Genomic DNA, 20466 nt, shown 5'->3' with positions numbered 1-20466 from the left:
TTGTGGGCGATCAGGCCTCGCGAAGGGACCTGCGGAAGGTCACGCGAGGCCGCCACCGTCGACGACCAGCGCCGCGCCGGTGACGTAGCTGGCGGCGTCGCTCGCCAGGAACAGGACGGCCTGGGCGATCTCGTCGGGGGTTCCCGCGCGGCCCATCGGGCGGTCGGCGGCGTCGGCGGCGAAGGCCGTCCAGTCCTCGGACAGCTGCCTGGCCTCCTCACGGAGCATCGGGGTGTCGGTGTCGCCGGGGTTGACGGAGTTGACGCGGATTCCGGCCTTGGCGTGGTCGATGGCCAGGGCGCGGGTCATGTTGACCACGGCGGCCTTGGAGGCGCAGTAGGACAGGGCGTCGCCGCCGCCCTTGAGGCCCCAGCCCGAGCCGGTGTTGACGATCGAGCCGCCGTCCCTCATCGCGGGGATGGCGTGCTTGCACATGAGGAAGACCGAGCGGACGTTGACCGCCATGACGCGGTCCCACTCGTCGGCGGTCAGTTCGAGCGCGGTGGCGCGGCGGATGATCCCGGCGTTGTTGAACACCACGTGCAGCCCGCCGAAGGTCTCGACGGCGGTCCGTACGGCCCGCTCGCAGTCGGCCTCGGCGGCCACGTCCGTCTCGACGGCGACGGCCCTGCCACCCGCGGCCTCGATCTCGCGCGCGACCCGCTCCGCGCCCTGGCCGTCGATGTCGGCCACGACGACGGCCGCGCCCTGGCGGCCGAACAGCAGCGCGGTGGCCGCGCCGATGCCGGACGCGCCGCCGGTGACGATGGCGACCTTGCCGCTCAGCGCGTTGGTCATGATGGTCATCGGAACTCCTCGGTGGCGGATCGAATCCGGTACAGCGCGCTCTCGCGGTGCCCGGTGATGACGGGGACGTAGCCCTCGACGAGGGCGTCCGTCGCGGGGTCTCCGGTGTCGGCCAGCAGCGGTCGTCCGCCGAGCCCGGCGAGCTTGCGCTGGGTCGCCAGGACGACGAGCCCGCCGGAGGCCATGACCTTTCTCAGTACGGCCGGGCTGATCTGCTGGTTTCCCCGGCCGAGCACGAATCCCTGCCCCCCGATCACCGAGACGACGGCGTGGGTCTCCCGCCCGTCCACGAGGTCGAGGAGCTGCCCTTCTGTCACGTCGGCGGCGACCAGCGCGCCGTCCTGGACCACGTCCACGCCCAGCAGGGTGGTGGCCAGGCCGAGCCGCCCGCCGACGGCCATGGTGGTGGCGCCGGGGCCCAGGACGTAGCGGACGCCGGGCCGCATGCGGGCGACGACCTCGGCCGCGACGGCCTCCGTCGTACCCGGGGAGGCGGCCGATCCCAGCTTGCGGCCGGACAGACGTTCCCTGGCCGCGGGCACGCGCAGGACCCCGTACAGCCTGGGGCCGACCTCGCCCCGCCGGTAGGCGTCCTCGTCGAGGTCGACGACCTCGGCCTCGGCCGTTTCGCGGGCGTCGGCGAACTCGGCGGCCATGGCCCCCGCGGTGGCCGGGCTGAGGGCGAAGCAGCCGGAGTAGACCTTCACCCCGGCCGGGACGCCCAGCACCGGGCACGACGGCGCCCCGTCGAGCACGTCCCGCGCGGTGCCGTCTCCTCCGGCGAACAGCAGCAGGTCGACCGCCTCCCGCATGGCCTCGACGGCCGCCGTGGTGTCCCGGCCCCCGGAGGGGGCGCCGGGAACGAACCGCACCAGCCGGGGGTCGGCTCCCGCGGCCCGCGCGCTGTCCTCCCCCATCGGCCCCGCGACGGTCAGGATCGGCGTGCCGGGCCGCCTGGCCAGCAGCGCCCGTACGGCCTGCGCCGCCCGCTCCCCCGCCTTCGGGGAGGAGCCCCTGGCCAGCGCGAGCCGCTGGGCCCGCTCGCCGTCGCTGCCCTTGAGCCCGGCCGGGCCGCCGATCCCGGCGACCGGGTTGACGAGCAGGCCGACCGTGAAGCCGGGGGCGCCGGGCCGTACGGACGTCATGTCAGATGCTTGCGGGTGTAGGCGCGCCAGGTCGGCGACCACTGCTTGGGGTCGTCGAGCGAGGCGGGGTCGATCTTGTGGATCGTCTGGTTGTAGGGGGCTCCCTTGACGAACTCCGGGTCGCGGCGGGCCTCGTCGGCGACGTGGGCGAGGATCGCGGCGTACTCGTCGAGGTCCTCCTTGGAGTAGGACTCGGTGGGTTCGAGGGTGAAGGGCTCGGGGACCAGGAAGGGGTGGTGGCTGGTCCAGTAGTGCACGCCGAAGTCGGCGGCGCGCACGCCGATCTCCTCCGAGTGCACGCCCGTCTCCTCGAACAGCCCCTGCCAGGAGTAGCGGACCTGTTCGAGGCGGTTCCTGTCCCAGTGAGCGCCCGCGCCGGGAATGTCCAGCACCTTGCGCATGAGGTAGTTGTTGTTGAGCACCGCGGTCTCGGCGACCTCGCGCAGCCCGTCGGCGCCCAGCGCCATGATCCAGGCGTAGGCGCGCACCACGTTGGGGGTGACTCCCAGGAAGGGCCGCATCTTGCCGACGGACAGCGGCCGGTCGTCGTCGAGACGGTAGCCCTCGCCGTCGAACTCGACGGTCGGGGACGGCAGGAAGGGCGCCAGCGCCTCGGAGACGCAGCTGGCCCCCGCCGCCGGGCCACCGCAGGCGTGCGGGGTCGAGAAGGTCTTGTGCAGGTTGAAGTGGCACAGGTCGAACCCGGCGTCGGCCGCGCGGGTGACGCCCAGCAGCCCGTTGGCGTTGGCCTGGTCGTAGCAGGCCAGGCCACCGGCCTCGTGCACGATCCTGACGAACTCCTCGATACGCGGGTTGAAGATGCCCGTGTCCTCGGGGTTGGTGATCAGCAGGGCCGCGGTCCTGGGCCCGGCGGCGGCGCGCAGCGCCTCGATGTCCGGGTAGCCGTTCTCGTCGGGCAGCAGCGTGATGACCTCGTACCCGGCGGCCTTGGCGCAGGCGGCGTTCGACGGGTGGGAGAACATCGTGGTGATGACCTGGTCGCGCTGTTCCGCCTCGCCCCGGGAGGCATGGTAGGCGCGGATCATCGCGACGTTGGCGTAGATCGCGGCCGACCCTGAGGCGGGCTGGAGCGAGACCCGGTGCATGCCGGAGATCTCGGCGAGCATCCGTTCGAGGCGCCAGTAGATCTCCAGGACGCCCTGCACGGTGTCCTCCGGCTGGATGGGGTGCAGCTCGGCGATCCTGGGGTCGTTGACGAACCGGTCGTTGACCTTGGGGCTGTACTTCATCGTGCAGGTCCCCTGGCCCACGGCGATGGCCTGGTCGACGCCCAGGTTCTCCTGGGAGAGCCTGACGTAGTGCCGCAGCACGTGCAGCTGCGACATCTCCGGCAGCCTCGGCGGCTCGGCGCGCCGTACCGAGGCGGGCAGCTCGACCGCGGGCACCCCGGCGGCCGGTACGGCCACGCCCCTGCGTCCCGGCCGTGACTGCTCGAAGATGATCGGCTCGTCCCAGCGGGCCTGGTGGAAGCGGCGCAGCGGCGGCTTCGGCGCGACCGGCAGCTCGGCGAACGGCTCTCCCGCGTGCCCACTCATGCCAGCCCCTCCCGTACGGCTGCCGCCAGCCGGTCGATGTCGTCCTTCGAGTGCAGTTCGGTCACGCAGACCAGCAGCGTGTGGTCGTCCAGACGGACGCCGCCGAGGATGCCGTGCTCCCGGAGCACGGCCAGGAGCGCGTCGCAGGACGGCACCTCGATCGTGAACTCGCGGAAGTGCACGGAGCCGGAGTGCGGCACCGTGGCCCCGGCCTCCGCCAGGCGGTCCATGGCGTAGCGGGTGCGGGCCAGGATGGTCTCGCCGATCTCGCGCATGCCCTGCGGGCCCATCAGCGCGAGGTAGACGCCCGCGGTGATGCCCCACAGGGCGGCCGCGGTGCCCACCCACTCCTTGCCCTCCTCGCGCAGGGCGAAGGAGGTCCGGTCGTAGAAGACGTCGCCGAAGCCGTACTCGCCGGGGACCGTGGTCGGCGCGATGCCGAACAGGCGCGAGGGGAACTCCGCGACCAGGCGCTCCTCGTCGCGGGTCGCGATGTATCCCGCCTGGCCGCCGCCGTAGTTCTGGTGCATGCCGAGCGACTGGATGTCGCCGCAGGCGATGTCGGCGCCGTAGGAGGCGGGCGGGGCGAGCACGCCCAGCGAGATCGGGTCGGCGGAGACGACCAGGAGGGCGCCCGCCGCGTGCGCGAGGTCGGCCAGCTCCCGGCCCCTGGTCTCCACGACGCCGTAGACGTTGGGGGTCTCCAGGTAGATCGCGGCGTAGGTCTCGTCGATCTCGACCTCGCCGATCTCACCGTCCGGCCCGACGGGGGCGACGACCAGGTCGATGTCGTGGCCGAGGAAGTCGCGCAGCTTGCTCATCCTGTCGGCGGAGACGGCTCCGCTGACCAGCGCCCTGGACCGACCCGTGTAGCGGGCCGCCATCCTGATCGCGGTCCCGGCCGCCTGGTGGCCGTCGTAGGTGGGGACGTTGACGACGTCCATCTCCAGCAGCTCGGCCATCATGCTGACGTACTCGAAGATCGCCTGGAAACGCCCGTGGTCCTCGTACGGCTCGCCCGCGTAGGCGGTGAGGAACTCGCTCCTGCCGTTGACCTCGTCGCAGACGGCCGGCACGTGGTGCGGGTAGCAGCCGTGCCCCAGGAAGCTGAGCACCTGGGTGGTGTCGACGTTGCGCGCCAGCAGGGCGCGCATGTGGGCGACCAGCTCCTGTTCCGAGGCCAGCGGCGCGGGCAGGTCGAGCGGCCTGCGCAGGCGCAGCCCCTCCGGGATGTCCGCGTAGAGGTCCTCGACGCTCGCGGCGCCGACGGCGGCGAGCATCTCGGCCCGTACGCCGGGCTCGGCGTTCGGGATGTAGGGGTGTGTCACCGTTCTCCTTCGTTCGTCAGCGGGCTCTCCGTGTCCGTACGGCGGGCGCCGGAGTTCGCCAGGCGCAGCACGACGGCGTCGCGGCCCGGGATCTCGATCGGGCCCGCGAGGTCACGGCCGGTGAGCAGGTCGGTTCCCGGCTCGGCGAGGTCCACCTTCACCGGGTCTGTCGTGTGGTTGAGCAGGAAGAGGTGGTCGCCTCTGCGGGTGGCCTCGACGCCCTCGGGCACCACGGCCACCGGCTCGACTCCCGCGGCGGCCAGGACCTCCGTCAGGACCGGGGTGACGTCCTCAGGCAGGCAACCGAGGTAGACGGCCTTGCCGCGCCTGGTGATCGCGGCCTGTCCGTCCAGGTCGCCGCCCTCGTAGCGGGCGAGCACCTCGGTGCCCCCGAAGGCGTCCCCGAGGGTGTCCCCGGAGGCGTCCTCGACGCGCAGCCACTCGGCCCAGGTCCGCGCCGGTACGACCCGCCCGGCCAGCCGCAGGGGTTGGACCGTTCCCTCGGGCAGCGGCCAGAACTCGTCGACCGTCACACCGAGCAGGGCGCGCAGCGGGCCGGGGGCGCCGCCCTCGTGGACCTGGTCGTCGGAGTCGACGACGCCGCTGAACGGGCCGACGACGAGGTGGCCGGGGAAGGCTTCGAGCCAGGCGGCCTGTTCCCCGGTGCACATGTAGAGGTTGGGGGCGATCACCACGCGGTAGCCGGACAGGTCGCCCAGCGGCGGGACCAGGTCGACCGCGACGCCCGCGGCGTGCAGCGGTCCGTACCACGCCTGCAGGAGCTCCTTGAGCCTGAGCCGGTTGGACGGCATCGACTCCGGCGCCTCAAGACCCCACCAGCTGTCCCAGCCGAGGACCAGGGCGACGTGCGCCGTGGTCGGGGTTCCGGCGACCTCGGCGAGCCGTTTGAGGTCGGCGCCGAGGGCGAGGGTGTCCCGCCAGCCCCGGGAGGCGACGCCGCCGTGCGGCAGCAGCGCCGAGTGGAACTTCTCCGGCCCGTACTTCGCCTGCCGCCACTGGAAGAACATGGCGCCGTCGGCGCCGTGCGCCACGGCCTGCAGGCTGTGCAGGCGCATCATCCCCGGCGGCTTGGGCGCGTTGACCTCGCGCCAGCTCACCGCGCTCGCGGCCTGTTCGAGCAGGATCCACGGCTGCCGCCGCAGCGAGCGCATGAGGTCGTAGCTGAGCGCGACGGTCACGTGCGAGGTGGGGTCGGCGGGGTCGGGGTAGGCGTCGTCGCTGACGACGTCCTCGGCCCCGGCCCACTTCCAGTAGTCCAGGCCGTGCAGGACGCTCATGAAGTTGGTGGTCACCGGGATCTCCGGGGTGACCTCCCGCAGCACCTCCCGCTCCAGTTCGAAGCATTCGAGCAGCGCGTCGGAGCAGAAGCGGCGCCAGTCGAGCAGTTGCGCGGGGTTGACCGGCCCCGGCGCCTTCCTGGGCGGGTTGACCTGGTCGAACGCGGTGTAGTGCTGCCCCCAGCAGGAGGTGCCCCAGGCGGCGTTGAGGCCGTCGACCGATCCGTGGCGTTCGCGCAGCCAGCGGCGGAAGTGCCTGGCCGACTCCTCACAGAAGCATTCGAGCGTGTGGTCGGCGTACTCGTTGCTGATGTGCCACATGGCCAGCGCCGGGTGGTCGCCGTAGCGTTCGGCCATGGCGCGGGCCAGCCGTACGGTCGCGGTGCGGAAGACCGGGGAGCTCGGGCAGTAGCTCTGCCGGGAGCCGAAGTCGAGGCGGGTGCCGGTGGCGTCCACGGGGAGCACCTGCGGGTACTCGCGGACCAGCCAGGGCGGCGGGGTCGCGGTCGCGGTGGCCAGGTCGGCGGCGACGCCGTTGGCGTGGAGCAGGTCCATGACGCGGTCGAGCCAGCCGAAGTCGTACTCGCCGGGGCGGGGTTCCAAGCGTGACCAGGAGAAGACCGCGACGGTCGCCATGTTCACCCCCGCCTCGGCCATCAGCCGGACGTCCTCGTCCCAGACGTGCTCCGGCCACTGTTCGGGGTTGTAGTCCCCGCCGAACAGCAGACCGGAAACCCTGGTCAGGCCCACCCGAAACTCCAATCTGTGCCATGTACTATTTTGTATGCAGAATTCATAGTGCAGTATTTTGTACTGCGTCAAGTGGTAGGTTTCGGTCAAGATCAATCCCGAGGAGAGCCATGCCGATCGAGCGGCGCCCCCTCCGCGAACAGATCCGCGACGAGCTCATGCTCAGGCTCGACCGAGGGGACTTCGCGGCCGGAACGGACATCAACGAGGCCGCGCTGGCCGCCGAACTGGGCGTCAGCCGTACGCCGCTGCGCGAGGCGCTGATCACGCTCGCCGGCGAGGGCGTGCTGGAGAGCAACCAGGGCAGGGGTTTTCGGTTCGCCCCGGTGAGCCGTAAGGAGTTCCGCGAGCTGTGCGCCATCGTGGCGGCCCTTGAGGCGCTGGCGCTGGACAGCTCCGACCCCGCCTACCTCGGACGGACCGCCCCCGAACTGCTCAGGCTCGCCCAGGGGTTCTCCGACGACGTCGCCGAACAGCAGGACATCGAACGGCACGACGACGAGTGGCACGACCTGCTGCTCGGCGGCTGCGGCAACGAGCGGCTGCTCGACCTGATCACCAGCGTCAAGGCGGGGATGCGCCGCTACTCACACCTGGTCGCCGGGGAGAGCACCCCGATGGAACGCGCCGCCGAGGAGCACTGCCGGATCGCCGAGTGCCTGATCGCCGGCGACCTCGAAGGGGCCGCCACGGCCCTGCGGGACAACTGGGTCAACGGCATGGAGCGGATGATGTCCCGCATCCCCGAGACGCCCTGAGAGCCGCTCGCAGGAAAGCGCCTCTCAGTCTCCCGGAGAGCGCCTCTCACTACCGGCCCACCTGACGCGAACCCATCATGGGATGCGACAGGCAAGCACGAAGGTGGTGACAGAGTGCGGTCCTCTGTGGAAGAACCCGTGAAAGAGACGGACGTCGAGCGCGTCCTCGGACGCTACGCCGGAACGTGGTCCATCTGGCGCAGCGACACCGGCCGGTGGTACGCGACCCGGCTGACCAGGGCCCTTTCCAGGGTCCAGCTGGACGCGAACCTCTCCATGACCGTCCACGCGGACGACGCCGAGGCGCTGGACGAGCTTCTCACGGAGCAGGAACGGATGGCCTCCGCCGCCCCGTCATGAGCCGCCGCGGGGACGGCGCGGCCCCCGCGGCCCGACATCCCGCGCCCCCCGCGGCTCAGCTGTACGGCGTGGCGATCTCGTCGATCCGGGCGGCGAGGGTGAGGTCCAGGTCGGTCAGGCCGCCCGCGTCGTGGGTGGACAGCGCCAGGTGGAGAGTGCGCCAGCGGATGTCGATGTCGGGATGGTGGTTCATCCGCTCGGCCTCCACGGCGACCTCGTCCACGATGCGGATGGCCGAGGGGAAGTCCTTCGCGGTGATCGTCCGGCGGATCTCGTCACCCTCGCGCCGCCAGCCGGGCAGGTCGGCCAGTCTCCGGTCGATCGCGGAGTCGTCAAGCAGGTCCATCGGTCCAGGAGATCACGCCGGTCGTCACGACGCCAAGCCCGCACGGCGCCTCGGCGCGCCGGGAGAACGCCGAAGGCGTGTCCCGCGGAGAGGTCCGCGGGACACGCCTGTTGTTCGTTACTTGACGGCGCCCGAGGTCAGACCCGACTGGATCTGCCGCTGGAAGATGATGTAAACGATCATGACGGGGATGATCGCCATGCTCAGCGCGGCGAACAGGCCCGGCCAGTCGGCCTCGTAGCCCGCGTTCGTCGAGATGTTCGCCACGCCCTGGGTGATCAGCCACTTGTCCTCGACGTTGCCGGAAAGCAACACGATCGGCAGGAGGTACTGGTTCCACTGGCCCAGGATGTTGAAGATCGTGATGCTGATCAGGCCGGGCTTGGCCATCGGCACCATGATCTGGAAGAACGTCCTGGTGTGCGAACAGCCGTCCATCATCGCCGCCTCGGCCACCGAGGTGGGCAGCGTCTTGAAGAACGCCGACAGGAAGAACACCGTGAAGGGCAGCGAGTAGGCGACGTAGACCAGGATCACCCCGAAGTGGGTGTCGATCAGTCCGAGCTGGCGCACCACGAAGAACAGCGGCACCAGCGCGAGGAAGACCGGGAAGGTCATGCCCGAGACGAACAGGAAGTAGATCGCCCGGTTGCCGGGGAAGCTGTAGCGCGCCAGCACGTAGGCCGCCATCGAGCCGAGCAGCATGGTCAGCGCCGTACTGCAGGCCACCACGAAAATGGTGTTGATCATGTACTGGCCGATGTGGGCCTTCTGGAAGGCCCTTCCCCAGGCGTCCCAGTGGTAGGACGAGGGAAGCGTGATGGGGTCGCCGAAGATCTCGGTGTTGGTCTTGAAGGACCCCAGGAACGTCCACAGGATCGGGCCGATGATCAGGATCGCCCAGATGAGCAGCGCCACGTGGGACAGCGCGCCGAAGGCCCCGAGGGGGTTGCGCCTGCGCCGCGGCCTGCCGTGGGAGGCGGGCTTGGAAACCATCAGAACTCGATCCTCTCGCGCCTGGTCACGCGCAGGGTGAGCGCCGCGAACGTGATGGTCATGAAGAAGAGCACCACGCCCATCGCCGACGCGTAGCCGAACTTGAAGAAGTTGAACGCGTTCCGCCAGATCTCCAGCGGCAGGACCGTGGTCGAGTTGTCCGGACCACCCCGGTCGACCGAGAGCACCTGCACCAAGGCGAAGGCGTCGAAGGCCGCGATGCCCAGGTAGACCCAGGCGACCTGCATGGTGTCCCACAGCAGCGGAAGCGTGATCTTGAAGAAGAGCGTGGTGCGGTTCGCGCCGTCAAGCTCGGCGGCCTCGAAGACGTCCTTGGGGATGGAGGACATCCCCGCGGAGAACAGCACCACGTAGAAGCCGACCGCCTGCCAGACCATCACGCCGATGATCGACCACAGCGCCAGGTCGGGGGCGATCAGCCAGCCGACCGGGTCGATGCCGACCAGGTTGAGCAGGCCGTTGATGACACCGCTCTCGTCGGGACGGTAGATCGCCTGGAAGAGCACACCGACGATGGCCACCGCCAGGACCTGGGGCAGGAAGAAGATCACACGATAGACCTTCGAACCCCAGATCCCGCTCATCTTGCCGCCCCGCCGCCCTCCGCTCAGGTTGAGCAGGAAGGAGAAGAACAGGGCGATCACGATGGTGACCAGCGGCATGACAAGCAACAGAACACCATGGTGACGCACCGCGGCCCAGAAGGCGTCATCGTCCAGCAGCCGGGTGTAGTTCTCCAGGCCGATGAACTGAGGGGTCGCCGTGATGCCCTTCCAGTTGGTCAACGAGATGTAGAAAGCCTGTAGGTACGGGCTGATCACGAAGACCACGTAGAGGATCACCGGCGCGGCGAGAAAGCCGAAGATGAACCGGTACCTGCCATGCCGCATGGGGGACTACACCGTCCGCTTCTGCTTGGTGATCGAAGAGTCGGACTTCGACTTGTCGGCGGCCTTCTGCATCTTGTCGCAGAACTCGTCGGCGGAGATACGACCGAACATGAGGGCGTTGGTCTGCTTGCGCAGCTCGGTCTCCAGCTCCTTGTACCAGTTCTCGAAGGCGCTGAAGGTGACGATGTTCTGGCCCGCGGCGGTCTGCGCGGCGCTGAGGCTCGCGTTACCGGGCGACAGGTCCAGGCCGTCGGCGGCACCGGTCACGACGGTGATGTTGCCGGACTTCTCGGTGAAGCCGCGCGCGCCCTCCTTGGAGAGCATGATGCGCAGGTACTCAAGGCCGCCCTTGGGGTTCTTGGCCTTGGCTGGGACGATGTAGGCCTCGCCGGCGGCGGCGCGGATGGCCTCGAAGGGCATCTTGTCCGCGGCGGTGACGCTGGGGGTGGGCGTCAGGGCGTACTTGAACCCCTCGGGGGTCTGGCTCTTCTGCTCGTTCTCCAGCCAGGAGCCCGACGGGTAGAGGGCGACCTTGCCCTGGTTCTGGCGGGTCTGCACCTCGGTGTGGATCAGGCCCTCGAAGGACTTGTCCATGTACTTGCCGATCTCGGCCCAGGCGGCGGCGGCCTGCTTGACCGAGTCGCGCTTCCAGACGCCGTCCTCAAGGTTGTCGATGTCGATCAGGACCTGGTTGCCCTCGATCTTCGCGGCGGAGATGAGGATCATCCAGTACGCGTAGTAGGAGGCGTTCTTGCCCGCGTAGGCGAACGGGGTGATGCCCGCGGCCTTGATCTTCTCGCAGAGGGCCTTGAACTCGTCGAAGGTCTTCGGCGCGGTCCAGCCGTTCTTCTCGAACAGGGCCGAGTCGTACCACAGGCCGTAGGCCGAGAACACGTAGTTCATCAGGAACGGCTTGTTGTCGATGAGACCCGACTCGATGGTGCCCGGGGCGACGGTGTCGCGCACCTTCTTGGCGGGGTCGTCCATCGAGGGGGCGTCCCACAGCTCGGTGAGGTCCAGGAGCTGGCCCTCCTGCTGCAGGGCGCCGGTGTCCATGAGGTCGGTGCCGGAGTTGGCGATGACGTCGGGCACCTCGCCGCTGGCGAAGCGCGGCTGCAGGGTCTGCGCGATCTGCTGGGTGGCGACGTGCTTGACGGTGGCCTGCGGGAAGGCCTTCTTGTACATCGGCTCGTGGACGTCGGTGGCGTAGCTGTCGCCGAGACCGCCCTTGAAGATGACGACTTCGAGGGGGGCGTTGGCGGCGACACCGAACGGGTTGGCCGGGGAGACCGCACCGCCCGAGGAGGGGGCCGCGGAGGTGGTGGCGGCGGGAGCGTTGCTGCCCCCGGTCGCGCACGCGCTGAGCAGTCCTGCGGCGGGGCCTGCGACGAGGGCGGTCAGGCCGATCCGGCGGAGCATCTGCCGCCGGGTGATATCTCCGGGCGTACCGGCCGAGTAGGACATTGTAACCCTCCTGGGCGGGGGATCAATTAGGAAAGTTTCCTAAACGTTTGCCTGAAGGTACGTAGCCCCGGACTACAGCGTCAAGGGTTCGCAGCCGGTCTAGACCGAGCCGTGATGTCTCTGCGACAAATCCGGTAGCAACGAGACAGCAAAGCAATCCTGACCTTGGCAGATTTGCACACAGTACCCGATACTTCGCACATCGCCATTGACTCGCGACATGCGTGTGGGTAAAGAATCTAGGTCCTGAAGCAACCCTTTGGGAAGAGCCGGTCTAGACCAGATAATGACGGTTTGCCGCATACCGCCGCAAGACCCTACTTTTGGGGCATGTTGCTGGCGGAGCAGCGTCGGCTGCTGTGTGAACACGGTCGCCGGATCGTGGAGACCGGGCTCGTTCTCGGGACGTCGGGCAATCTCAGCGTCCGTCTCGGCGACCTGGTCGCGGTGACCCCGGGCGGTCTGGCCCTGGACCGGCTCGAACCCGAGGCCTGCCCGGTCGTCGGCGTCGGGGGCGACCTCGTCGAGGGAGACCTGTCGCCCTCCTCCGAGACCCCCATGCACCTGGCGATCTACGCGGCGACGGGGACGACGGCCGTGGTGCACACCCACTCGACCTTCGCCACCGTGGTCTCGGCGGTCATGACCGAGCTGCCTCCGGTCCACTACAACACGACACTGCTCGGTGGCGTGGTCAAGGTGGCGGACTACGCCACGTACGGCACCGCCGAGCTGGCCGGGAACGTCATGACCGCCCTCGGCGACCGGCAGGCGGTACTGCTGGCCAACCACGGCGGGGTGACCCTCGGCGACGACCTCCCGCAGGCCTTCGAGGCGGCCAGGCTGCTCGAATGGCTCTGCGAGGTCTACGTGCGGGCCAGGGCCCTCGGCGAGCCGAGGACGCTCACCGGGGACCAGCTCTCCGCCGTCGTACGGCGCCGCCGGGCTCCCGCCTTCCCCCTCGGCGAGGACTGACCCTCCCGCGAGCCTCCCACCAGGCCCCCCGCGGGGACGACGTCCCCGCCCTGTCGACGTGAGGATCGACGCGATGCCCCTGCAGCTCACCGGCACCCCGAGCGACCCGGACCTGATCCGGCTGCCCTGGGACATCCCTCTTGAGAACTGGCCCGACCACCATCTGGTCGCCCTGCCCCGGGGTATCTCCCGGCACGTGGTGCGCTTCGCCAGGCTCTCCGGGAAGGTCTACGCGATCAAGGAGATCAGCGAGCACTACGCCAAACGCGAGTACCGCCTGCTGTGGGACCTGAACCGGCTTGACGCCCCGGCGGTCGAGCCGGTCGCCGTGGTGACCGGCAGGACCGACGCCGACGGTGAGCCGCTCGACTCCGCGCTGGTCACCGAGCACCTGCAGTTCTCCCTGCCCTACCGCGCGGTCATGTCGGGCACCATCCGCCCCGAGACGCTCACCCGGCTGCTCGACGCGCTGGCCGTACTGCTGGTGCGGCTGCACTTGACCGGTTTCTACTGGGGTGACTGCTCGCTGTCGAACGTGCTGTTCCGCAGGGACGCCGACTCCTTCGCCGCCTACCTGGTCGACGCGGAGACCGGGGAGCTGCACCCCATGATCAGCGAGGGGCAGCGGCTGCACGACATCGACGTCGCGCACGTCAACCTGTTCGGCGAGATGCTCGACCTGCAGGCGGGCGAGCTGCTGCACTCCTCGATCGACCCCGAGGAGGTCGCCGACTCGGTCTGCGCGCGCTACCACAGGCTCTGGGGCGAGCTCACCTCCGACGAGATCATCGAGGAGGTGGACTGGCACCGGATCGACCAGCGGATCCGCAAGCTGAACGACCTCGGTTTCGACGTCGCCGAGATGATGGTCCGCCGCAAGGCGGGCACGGGACGGCTGGTCGTGCGCCCCAAGGTGGTCGACGCGGGACACCACCAGCACAGGCTGTTCAGGCTCACCGGTCTGGACGTCGAGGAGAACCAGGCCAGGCGGCTGCTCAACGACCTCGACGCCTTCCGGGTCGCGCGCGGCCTGCGCCACGAGGACGAGGCGGTCGTGGCCCACCGGTGGCTGGCCGAGGTGTTCCAGCCGACGATCGAGGCCGTACCGGCGAACATGCGGCGCAAACTGGAGCCGGCCCAGCTCTTCCACGAGGTGCTCGACCACCGCTGGTTCATCTCCGAGAAAGCCGGGCAGGACGTCGGACTGCCCGCCTCGACCGAGTCATATGTGAAGAATGTTCTTGTCCACAAACCCGACGAGAAAGCCCTCCTCCCCGACGAGTAGTAAACGTTCCCCCCGTCGGTTGACAAACCTTCTACCGCCCGGCGGAATTCTTTTCCTCGCCATATCTGACTTTTCATGAATAGCTCCGGGTTCGGAGAGGTTTCCCTACGCTGACCGGGCGGCGTTGTGGAGTCGTTGGCGAGGGGGACCCCGTGCTCGGAATCGAAGGCTGCCTGGCCGAGGCCATGGCCATCCCCGGTGCGCTGGACGCGGTGCTGATCGACCAGACCGGCGGGACGGCCGTGGCGGGCGGCGGCGCGGCCCGCGAAACCGGCGCGGGCAGGGCCGTCGCGGGGCTCGGCGAGACCTTACGGGCGATGCTCGACGGCCTCGCCGTGAGCCTCCCCGGCGAGCCCACTGGAATCCGTGAAGTGATCATAACCACCGACGACGGATACCATTTACTAAAACCATTGGAAACGGTGTTCGACGGCCTGCTCGTGATTTATGTCCGTCTTGATGTACATCACGCTGATCTGGCCCTGGCGCGGCATCGTCTCCAGTCCCTGTCGGGTCACCTGACCGCCCGTGCCGGGGGTCTCACCGCCCCGCCGTTCCCGCGTGAGGAACGGCACCGGTCCGGCCCGCGAGGGTGCTTCGACACGGCCGGGCCACCGTGCCCGCCCGCGACGGGACCTCCCGCCGGGGCTCCCGGGGGGACCGTGACGGCGGGCGACCCCGCCGACGTCGACCTGCTCATCCGGCTGAGGAACGCGCTGAGGGCACTTGCCTGAGCCCGGTCCGACGCCTTCGAGGACGCCCGTGAAACCGCGGACGCTGAAGCGGACCAGAAGGAGGGTGCCGGTGGAAATCCGCGACGAGGTACGCCAGGAGATGACCCGGCTACGTGAGCGGACACCCGATGTGGACGGAAGCGTCGTGTGCGGCGCGGACGGCCTGACGATAGCCAGTGACCTGGACGGCGGTTTCGCCGAGCAGACCGGCGCCCTCTCCTCGGCGCTGCTGGCCCTCAGCCGCCGGATGGCGGACATGACGGGCAGGGGAACCTTCGAGGAGACGCTGGTCTCCGCGGCCGGCGGCCACGCGCTCCTCTACACCGCGGGCCCGAAGATCGTCCTCACGATCCTCGCCCGCCCGGGGTCCAACCTCGGATTGCTGCGGCTTGAGGGACGCAGGACGGCGGAGAACCTGGCCGCCATCACCTCCCGCGCCCGGACGCCCCGGTGACCGGAGCGGCGAGGACGACCGCGAGGGACCACGCGACGCCGAGGAGAGACGGAGGGTCCGGCCCGCGGGCCGTACGGCACGGCCGGTGAACGCGGAACGAGGGCGGGCACCTGTGCGGGGTGCCCGCCCTCGTCCTTCCTGAGGGGGTCTCGGACTCCGAGGGGGATCGGAGGAGGGGTCCCGGGAGAGGAGCGGGACCTTCGGGGATCTCAGGAAGCGGGGATCCGAAGGGGGTCGGGGGTCTTCGGGGCCGGGGGATATTTCAGGGGGTTGGGGGATATTTCGCGATGAGGGTTACGGCCGCGGCGCGTCGGCCAGGGCGGTCTGCGGCGGCGTGGCCGGGTTGTGGTCCATGAGCTTCCAGGCTCCGCTGGAGAAGGCCACGGGGTAGTTCTTCTTGCCGACGCCGTCGCCCCACTTGGTGATGACGTACTCGACCTTGATGTGCCCCTGGCCGTCGACACCGTCCACGCCCAGCGTGTCGGAGTTGAAGCTGCCACCGGTCAGGTCGGCGAAGGTCTTGGCGTCGAGGTCGATCATGACGCCGCTGCTCGACGGCACGCCGGGGCCGCGGTCGCCGACGAAGAACTTGGCCTTCTTGCCGTTGTAGAGGACGTAGCCCTCGGTGAACAGCGGCCAGCTCGGGCTGGCGATCATGCCCTTCTGCATGGGCTTGCCGCTCGCGGGCAGACCGGTGTCACCGGCGCGGCCGGAGGAGTCGTCCCAGAAGTAGGAGGCCTTGGTCGAGCCCTTGAGCAGGACGGGCTCAGCGGCGGCCGGGGCGGTGGCGGAGGTGGCGGTGGTTCCGGTGCCGGTGTCGGCTGCGGCGGGCAGCGCGGAGACGACACCCGCGGAGGTCAGGACGCTCGCGCTCAGAAGGGTGGCGGCGAGCAGACGATGGCGCAGGGCAGCGGAGAAACGCATGAAGACAGGGCTCTTTCACGAGGGAACAGGACAGCCGCTCGTGCCGGGCCGAAGACGTTCGGCGATCAGTGGGGCACGGGGCGTGAGCGCTCACAGGGAAGAGAGGCCGCACCAGGAAACAGGCGGGCGTACACGGAGCGCGGTGCGGGGCGGGGGTGCCGCGGTCAGGCGCGGCGGAAGTCTCAGTCGATCCGCGCGAAGGCGGTGCGTGCCGGTGGGTAGGCGACGACGTGATCCATGAGGGGATCTCCTCTCCATCTCGTCTACCGGGTTAGCTGACGGGTTCGGGCGGTGGAGTTGCCCTACCGCCGCGTTGTCGCGGCGGATTCACCCCAAAAGGTGGGTCCCCGGCTCCCGTCGCCCTCGGGAGGCTTCGGGATTCGACGTCGACCGACCGCTCCTTCTCGTGAGGGGCAAGTCACCGGTCGAGAACAACTAGGACACTACCCACCACAAACGGACAAAGCAAAGCAAAAGCCATGAAAACCCCAGAAGATCTACCTTCAACCCCCAAGAAAGGGACATTGGCCAGGTCTTGACCCCACTCCGCCCATGGCGTTAAGTTCAGTGAAACTGTTAGGAAACTTACCTAATAATTAACCCGTAATCATGGGCCTGACCTGCACGTTCTCCGCCCTTATACCCCCCAGGAGAAGCCTTTCATGAACAATCGGAAGCTTGGTGCGATCGCCGCCGCGGCGGCCGTACCCGTCCTGCTCTCGACGGTCATGGCCGGTTCGGCGTCCGCCCATGGATCGATGGGAACACCCGTCAGCCGGGTCTACGCCTGCTATCTGGAGAACCCGGAGTCGCCCGACACCCCGGCCTGCAAGGCCGCCGTCGGCAAATGGGACACCCAGCCGCTCTACGACTGGGACGAGTTGAACATCGGCACCGCCAACGGAAAGCACAGGGAGATCATCCCTGACGGGCAGCTGTGCAGCGCCGGACGCGCCAAGTACCGGGCCTACGACGCGGCCCGCACCGACTGGCCCTCCACGGCCATGCCGACCGGCGGCGGCGCCTACACCTTCCGCTACCCCTACACCGCCGACCACCCCGGCACCTTCGAGATCTACATCACGAAGGACGGCTTCGACCCGCTCCAGCCGCTGAAGTGGTCGGACCTGGACTCCACCCTGCTGGCGAAGGTCAGGAACCCGTCCAAGGTCAACGGCGAGTACGTCATCCAGGGCCAGCTGCCCCCGAAGACCGGCCGCCACATCATCTACTCGATCTGGCAGCGCTCGGACAGCGCCGAGGCGTTCTACACCTGCTCCGACGTGACCTTCGGCAACGTGTCGACCCCATCCCCGACCCCGACCGCCACGGCGACCGCGACGGCGACGCCCACGGTGACGCCGACGCTCACCCCGACCCCCACCCCGACCGTCTCCCCCTCCTCGACGCCCACGCTGACGACGACCGCGACGCCGCCCGCGCAGCCCTGGGCCGCCGGTGTCTCCTACTACGCCGGGAGCGTGGTGACCTACGGCGGCTCCGCCTACCGGTGCCTGCAGGCGCACACCTCCCTGCCCGGCTGGGAGCCCGCCAACGTCCCCGCGCTCTGGCAGCGCGTGTGACCCGGTACCCGCCGTACGGGCCGTGAGGCCGTAGGGCACGCGAACCCCTCCCATCGGCTCCCGGGCGCGGGGCCGGTGGGAGGCTCGTTCTTCCGGACATCACGGGCGAACCCGGTAGCGTGAGCGCGTGTCACTGACCCTCGGCTGTTGCCTGGCCGCGCTGGTGACCGTCGCGGCGCTCTACGCGCTGGCCCTGTACGGCACGGCGGGAACCGCGGCGGCCGGGGCCGTCGCCGTCACCCTCGTGGTGGCGATCACGATCGGCGTCGTGAACGGAAGCCTCAGGGACGCCGCAGGCTTCGGCACGCTCGCCGCGGGCGCCGCCGCCGTCGTGTGGTCCCTCGGCCGCTCCCACCGGCGGCGCAGGACGGGCCGGGCCTCGCTCGCCGCCTACCGCGCCGCCTCGGCCGCCATCCCCAGACTCGCTGCGACCACCGAGCGCGACCGGCTGGCCGCCGAACTCCACGACGTGGCCGCGCACCGGCTGACCGGCATCGCGGTCGCCTCGGCCGCGGCCCTGCGGCTCGCCGACCCCGTCATGACCGCGGAGGCGACCGCCCACGCCGCCGAGGCGGGCCGTCTGGCCGTCGCCGAACTCGACCGCCTGGCCCGCATCGACCGGCGCGGCGGCGAGACGACGCTGGCCGACGTCGACGCCCTGGCGGGCCATCACCCCGGGGCCGACTACCGGCGCACGGCCGCCTCCGCGCCACCCGGGACCGCGGCGCTCGCCCTGCGCATCGTCAGGGAGAGCCTGACAAACGCGATGCGTTACGCCACCGGCGCCGCCGTACGCGTCCGGGTCGAGGAGAACGCGGGACACCTGGTGGTCACGGTCACCGACGGGGGCGGTCCCGCCGCCGGAGGGCTCGGCACCGGAACCGGCCTGGCCTCCCTCGGCAGGGCCGTACGCGCCGTGGGAGGGACGCTAAGCGCGGGCCCCGAGGGGGCCGGATGGGCCGTCAGAGCGGCGCTCCCGCTGCCCTCCCCGGCCACCGGGCCTGCTGCGCCCACCGCGTCTTCTACGTCCCCTGAGCCCCCGCGGCCCCTGTGGTCACGCCGTACGGCGGGCTGGCGGGGCGCCGCCGCGCTCGACTGGGCCCTCGTGGTGCTGGCGGTCGCACTGCCCGCGGGGTTCGGGCTGCTGGCCACGGAGGCGCCGCGGCCGTTCGTCTCCCCCGCCTCGGGCACGCTGCTGCTGGTCCTGCTCGTCCTGCACGCCCTACCGCTGCGCGGGCGCAGGCTGGCGCCGAAGCTGAGCCTGGCCGTGGCGCAGGGGACGTTGCTGGCCTGGCTGGCGTGCGACGCGGCGGGGCTGACCGTGCCGCACTCCGCCCAGCTGGTCCTCGTGTGCTGGTGGGTCGAGCTGACGCTGCTGTACACCGTCGGCGCGTACGGCTCCCGCGGCTGGCCCGCCCCGCTCGTGGTCGCCGGGCTCGCCGCCTTTCCCCTCGTCCCGGGCATGACGGGCCCTCCCCTGGCCGTCTGGGCCACGCTGAGCGCGGGGATGGCCGTACCGACGGGGCTGGCGTGGGGGTCGGGGCTGCTGGTCGGCGGGCGCAGGCGCAGGCGGTGGCGGGCCGAGGCCCTCGACCGGGAACGCCTCGACCGCCGCACGGCCGAGGCCGCGGGCGCCGAGCGGAACCGGATCGCCGCGGGGCTGCGCCGTACGGCGGGGGCACGGGCGCGGGCCGTGGTCGAGGCGTCGGAACAGGGACGGCTCGACCTGGTCCTCACCGAGTCCAGGGCCGGGCTCACCGCGCTCAGGGAGCTCCTCGACGAGCTTCGCGGCGGCTGCGACCCGGCGGACGACACGCCTCCCCCGGTCGTCGCCGGGATCGCGGCGCTGGCCGTCAGGCGCGGGGCCTTTGTCGAGCACGAGGGACGGCGCCGTCCCCTGCCCGCGACGGTCGAGGTGGCCGCCTACCGCCTGGCCGAGGCGCTGCTGGCCGACGGCGTGACGGTGACGGTGACCTACCGCGACGACGGCCTGGTGCTCTCCGGTCCCGGAGAGGCCAGGAAGGTGCGTGCCATGGTGGACGCGGCGGGCGGTACGGTCACCGAGACGAAGGACGGGATTCGGGTATGGCTGCCGGAGGTGTTCCCAGCGTGATCCGGGTGACGGTCGCCGACGACCAGGCGGTGGTCAGGATCGGCATCACCGCGGTGCTCGACGCCGAGCCGGACATGACGGTCGTCGGCCAGGCCGCCGACGGCGAGACCGCGGTCGCGCAGGCCACGGCCCTGCGCCCGGACGTGGCGGTGCTGGACATCCGGATGCCCGGGCTCGACGGGCTGGCCGCGACGGCCAGGATCACCGCCGAGGTCCCGGCGACGCGGGTGGTGGTCCTGACCACCTTCGGCCTGGACGAGTACGTGTTCGCGGCGCTGCGCGCGGGGGCGGCGGGGTTCATGCTGAAGGACGCCGACCCCGGGCGGATCATCGACGCGGTCCGGGTGGTCGCCGGGGGCGACGCGCTGCTCGACCCCGGGGTGACCCGCAGGTTGATCGACCGTTTCACCGGCAGGCCCGGCCCCGAGGAGGCCGCCAGGCTCTCCGGCCTGACCCCCCGTGAGACGGAGGTCCTCCTCCACGTGGCCCGCGGCCTGTCGAACGCCGAGATCGCGGCGGCGCTGGGCATCAGCCCGGCGACCGTCAAGGACCACGTCGCGCGGATCCTCGCCGAACTCGGGGTCCGCGACCGGGTACAGGCCACCATCGCGGCCTACGAGGCCGGTCTGGTCCGTCCCGGGGCGCGGTGACCCCCCGCCGCGCGGCGGGGTGGGAAACG

Annotated in this window: 19 protein-coding genes and 1 riboswitch; of the genes, 9 read left to right on the top strand and 10 right to left on the bottom strand. The window is 70.4% G+C overall.

Going from position 1 to position 20466, the window contains the following annotated elements; genetic code table 11:
* Window positions 1-39 precede the first annotated feature (39 nt).
* The 5 genes from ABT340_RS10900 to ABT340_RS10880 are packed head-to-tail and all read right to left on the bottom strand — an operon-like array spanning window position 40 to window position 6884.
* Window positions 40-807: an SDR family NAD(P)-dependent oxidoreductase gene (locus ABT340_RS10900; protein WP_352010500.1), complete on the bottom strand. Its 768-nt coding sequence runs from the start codon at window positions 805-807 to the stop codon at window positions 40-42.
* Window positions 804-1952, bottom strand: coding sequence for an ATP-NAD kinase family protein (locus ABT340_RS10895; RefSeq protein WP_352010499.1), 1149 nt, complete (start codon window positions 1950-1952; stop codon window positions 804-806). The genes ABT340_RS10900 and ABT340_RS10895 overlap by 4 nt, the downstream gene beginning before the upstream one ends.
* Window positions 1949-3508, bottom strand: coding sequence for an aminomethyl-transferring glycine dehydrogenase subunit GcvPB (gcvPB, locus tag ABT340_RS10890; RefSeq protein ID WP_352010498.1), 1560 nt, complete (start codon window positions 3506-3508; stop codon window positions 1949-1951). Before gcvPB ends, ABT340_RS10895 begins: the two co-directional genes overlap by 4 nt.
* Window positions 3505-4836: an aminomethyl-transferring glycine dehydrogenase subunit GcvPA gene (gene gcvPA / locus ABT340_RS10885; protein ID WP_352010497.1), complete on the bottom strand. Its 1332-nt coding sequence runs from the start codon at window positions 4834-4836 to the stop codon at window positions 3505-3507. Before gcvPA ends, gcvPB begins: the two co-directional genes overlap by 4 nt.
* On the bottom strand, window positions 4833-6884 hold the full coding sequence (locus tag ABT340_RS10880; protein ID WP_352010496.1) for a beta-galactosidase: 2052 nt from the start codon (window positions 6882-6884) through the stop codon (window positions 4833-4835). The genes gcvPA and ABT340_RS10880 overlap by 4 nt, the downstream gene beginning before the upstream one ends.
* 110 nt (window positions 6885-6994) lie before the next feature.
* On the opposite strand from ABT340_RS10880, the gene ABT340_RS10875 reads away from it, so the two are divergent.
* Both ABT340_RS10875 and ABT340_RS10870 read left to right on the top strand, forming a co-directional pair.
* Window positions 6995-7642, top strand: a complete 648-nt coding sequence (locus ABT340_RS10875; protein ID WP_352010495.1) for a GntR family transcriptional regulator — start codon at window positions 6995-6997, stop codon at window positions 7640-7642.
* Between the two features lie 138 nt (window positions 7643-7780).
* The gene (locus ABT340_RS10870) at window positions 7781-8002 is read left to right on the top strand and encodes a hypothetical protein (protein ID WP_352010494.1); all 222 of its coding nucleotides are present in this window, start codon (window positions 7781-7783) and stop codon (window positions 8000-8002) included.
* A gap of 55 nt (window positions 8003-8057) precedes the next feature.
* Here ABT340_RS10870 and ABT340_RS10865 read toward each other — a convergent pair whose 3' ends face one another.
* From ABT340_RS10865 to ngcE, 4 genes are all read right to left on the bottom strand, one after another.
* A complete protein-coding gene (locus ABT340_RS10865; protein WP_352010493.1) occupies window positions 8058-8348 on the bottom strand; it encodes a 4a-hydroxytetrahydrobiopterin dehydratase in 291 nt (96 codons plus the stop codon).
* Window positions 8349-8465: 117 nt separating this feature from the next.
* A complete protein-coding gene (locus tag ABT340_RS10860) occupies window positions 8466-9344 on the bottom strand; it encodes a carbohydrate ABC transporter permease (protein ID WP_352010492.1) in 879 nt (292 codons plus the stop codon).
* The gene (locus ABT340_RS10855) at window positions 9344-10255 is read right to left on the bottom strand and encodes a carbohydrate ABC transporter permease (protein WP_352010491.1); all 912 of its coding nucleotides are present in this window, start codon (window positions 10253-10255) and stop codon (window positions 9344-9346) included. Before ABT340_RS10855 ends, ABT340_RS10860 begins: the two co-directional genes overlap by 1 nt.
* A gap of 6 nt (window positions 10256-10261) precedes the next feature.
* Window positions 10262-11719 carry an N-acetylglucosamine/diacetylchitobiose ABC transporter substrate-binding protein gene (gene ngcE, locus ABT340_RS10850; protein ID WP_352010490.1) on the bottom strand — a complete coding sequence of 486 codons (1458 nt, stop codon included), beginning with the start codon at window positions 11717-11719 and terminating at the stop codon, window positions 10262-10264.
* Window positions 11720-12049: 330 nt separating this feature from the next.
* Between ngcE and ABT340_RS10845 the strand changes: the two genes are divergently transcribed.
* The 4 genes from ABT340_RS10845 to ABT340_RS10830 all read left to right on the top strand — a co-directional run bounded on the left by ABT340_RS10845 (window position 12050) and on the right by ABT340_RS10830 (window position 15167).
* Window positions 12050-12694, top strand: coding sequence for a class II aldolase/adducin family protein (locus tag ABT340_RS10845; RefSeq protein WP_352010489.1), 645 nt, complete (start codon window positions 12050-12052; stop codon window positions 12692-12694).
* Between the two features lie 58 nt (window positions 12695-12752).
* Window positions 12753-13979 (top strand): DUF4032 domain-containing protein, encoded by a 1227-nt coding sequence (locus tag ABT340_RS10840; protein WP_352010488.1) that lies wholly within the window; start codon window positions 12753-12755, stop codon window positions 13977-13979.
* A gap of 152 nt (window positions 13980-14131) precedes the next feature.
* Window positions 14132-14713, top strand: a complete 582-nt coding sequence (locus ABT340_RS10835; protein ID WP_352010487.1) for a hypothetical protein — start codon at window positions 14132-14134, stop codon at window positions 14711-14713.
* 70 nt (window positions 14714-14783) lie between these two features.
* Complete coding sequence (locus ABT340_RS10830) at window positions 14784-15167, top strand: roadblock/LC7 domain-containing protein (RefSeq protein ID WP_352010486.1); 384 nt, start codon at window positions 14784-14786, stop codon at window positions 15165-15167.
* 294 nt (window positions 15168-15461) lie between these two features.
* Here the strand turns inward: ABT340_RS10830 and ABT340_RS10825 are convergent, their stop codons facing one another.
* Complete coding sequence (locus tag ABT340_RS10825; RefSeq protein WP_352010485.1) at window positions 15462-16091, bottom strand: hypothetical protein; 630 nt, start codon at window positions 16089-16091, stop codon at window positions 15462-15464.
* Between the two features lie 245 nt (window positions 16092-16336).
* Window positions 16337-16487, bottom strand: a riboswitch (cyclic di-AMP (ydaO/yuaA leader).
* 266 nt (window positions 16488-16753) lie between these two features.
* On the opposite strand from ABT340_RS10825, the gene ABT340_RS10820 reads away from it, so the two are divergent.
* The 3 genes from ABT340_RS10820 (at window position 16754) to ABT340_RS10810 (ending at window position 20437) form a co-directional block, all read left to right on the top strand.
* Window positions 16754-17674 (top strand): lytic polysaccharide monooxygenase, encoded by a 921-nt coding sequence (locus ABT340_RS10820; protein ID WP_352010484.1) that lies wholly within the window; start codon window positions 16754-16756, stop codon window positions 17672-17674.
* A gap of 127 nt (window positions 17675-17801) precedes the next feature.
* The gene (locus tag ABT340_RS10815; RefSeq protein WP_352010483.1) at window positions 17802-19787 is read left to right on the top strand and encodes an ATP-binding protein; all 1986 of its coding nucleotides are present in this window, start codon (window positions 17802-17804) and stop codon (window positions 19785-19787) included.
* On the top strand, window positions 19784-20437 hold the full coding sequence (locus ABT340_RS10810; RefSeq protein WP_352010482.1) for a response regulator: 654 nt from the start codon (window positions 19784-19786) through the stop codon (window positions 20435-20437). The genes ABT340_RS10815 and ABT340_RS10810 overlap by 4 nt, the downstream gene beginning before the upstream one ends.
* Window positions 20438-20466: the final 29 nt, after the last annotated feature.

The sequence above is a fragment of the Streptosporangium sp. NPDC000239 genome (genome assembly GCF_040300765.1).
GTDB lineage: Bacteria > Actinomycetota > Actinomycetes > Streptosporangiales > Streptosporangiaceae > Streptosporangium.
This window is presented reverse-complemented; position numbering and strand designations above follow the sequence as displayed.

Excerpts from the sequence above, each read along its gene's own strand:
- ABT340_RS10900 (WP_352010500.1), bottom strand. The coding sequence starts at position 807 with ATGACCATCATGACCAACGCGCTGAGCGGCAAGGTCGCCATCGTCACC.
- ABT340_RS10895 (WP_352010499.1), bottom strand. The coding sequence starts at position 1,952 with ATGACGTCCGTACGGCCCGGCGCCCCCGGCTTCACGGTCGGCCTGCTC.
- gcvPB (WP_352010498.1), bottom strand. The coding sequence starts at position 3,508 with ATGAGTGGGCACGCGGGAGAGCCGTTCGCCGAGCTGCCGGTCGCGCCG.
- ABT340_RS10875 (WP_352010495.1), top strand. The coding sequence starts at position 6,995 with ATGCCGATCGAGCGGCGCCCCCTCCGCGAACAGATCCGCGACGAGCTC.
- ABT340_RS10865 (WP_352010493.1), bottom strand. The coding sequence starts at position 8,348 with ATGGACCTGCTTGACGACTCCGCGATCGACCGGAGACTGGCCGACCTG.
- ABT340_RS10860 (WP_352010492.1), bottom strand. The coding sequence starts at position 9,344 with ATGGTTTCCAAGCCCGCCTCCCACGGCAGGCCGCGGCGCAGGCGCAAC.
- ABT340_RS10855 (WP_352010491.1), bottom strand. The coding sequence starts at position 10,255 with ATGCGGCATGGCAGGTACCGGTTCATCTTCGGCTTTCTCGCCGCGCCG.
- ngcE (WP_352010490.1), bottom strand. The coding sequence starts at position 11,719 with ATGTCCTACTCGGCCGGTACGCCCGGAGATATCACCCGGCGGCAGATG.
- ABT340_RS10845 (WP_352010489.1), top strand. The coding sequence starts at position 12,050 with ATGTTGCTGGCGGAGCAGCGTCGGCTGCTGTGTGAACACGGTCGCCGG.
- ABT340_RS10825 (WP_352010485.1), bottom strand. The coding sequence starts at position 16,091 with ATGCGTTTCTCCGCTGCCCTGCGCCATCGTCTGCTCGCCGCCACCCTT.
- ABT340_RS10820 (WP_352010484.1), top strand. The coding sequence starts at position 16,754 with ATGAACAATCGGAAGCTTGGTGCGATCGCCGCCGCGGCGGCCGTACCC.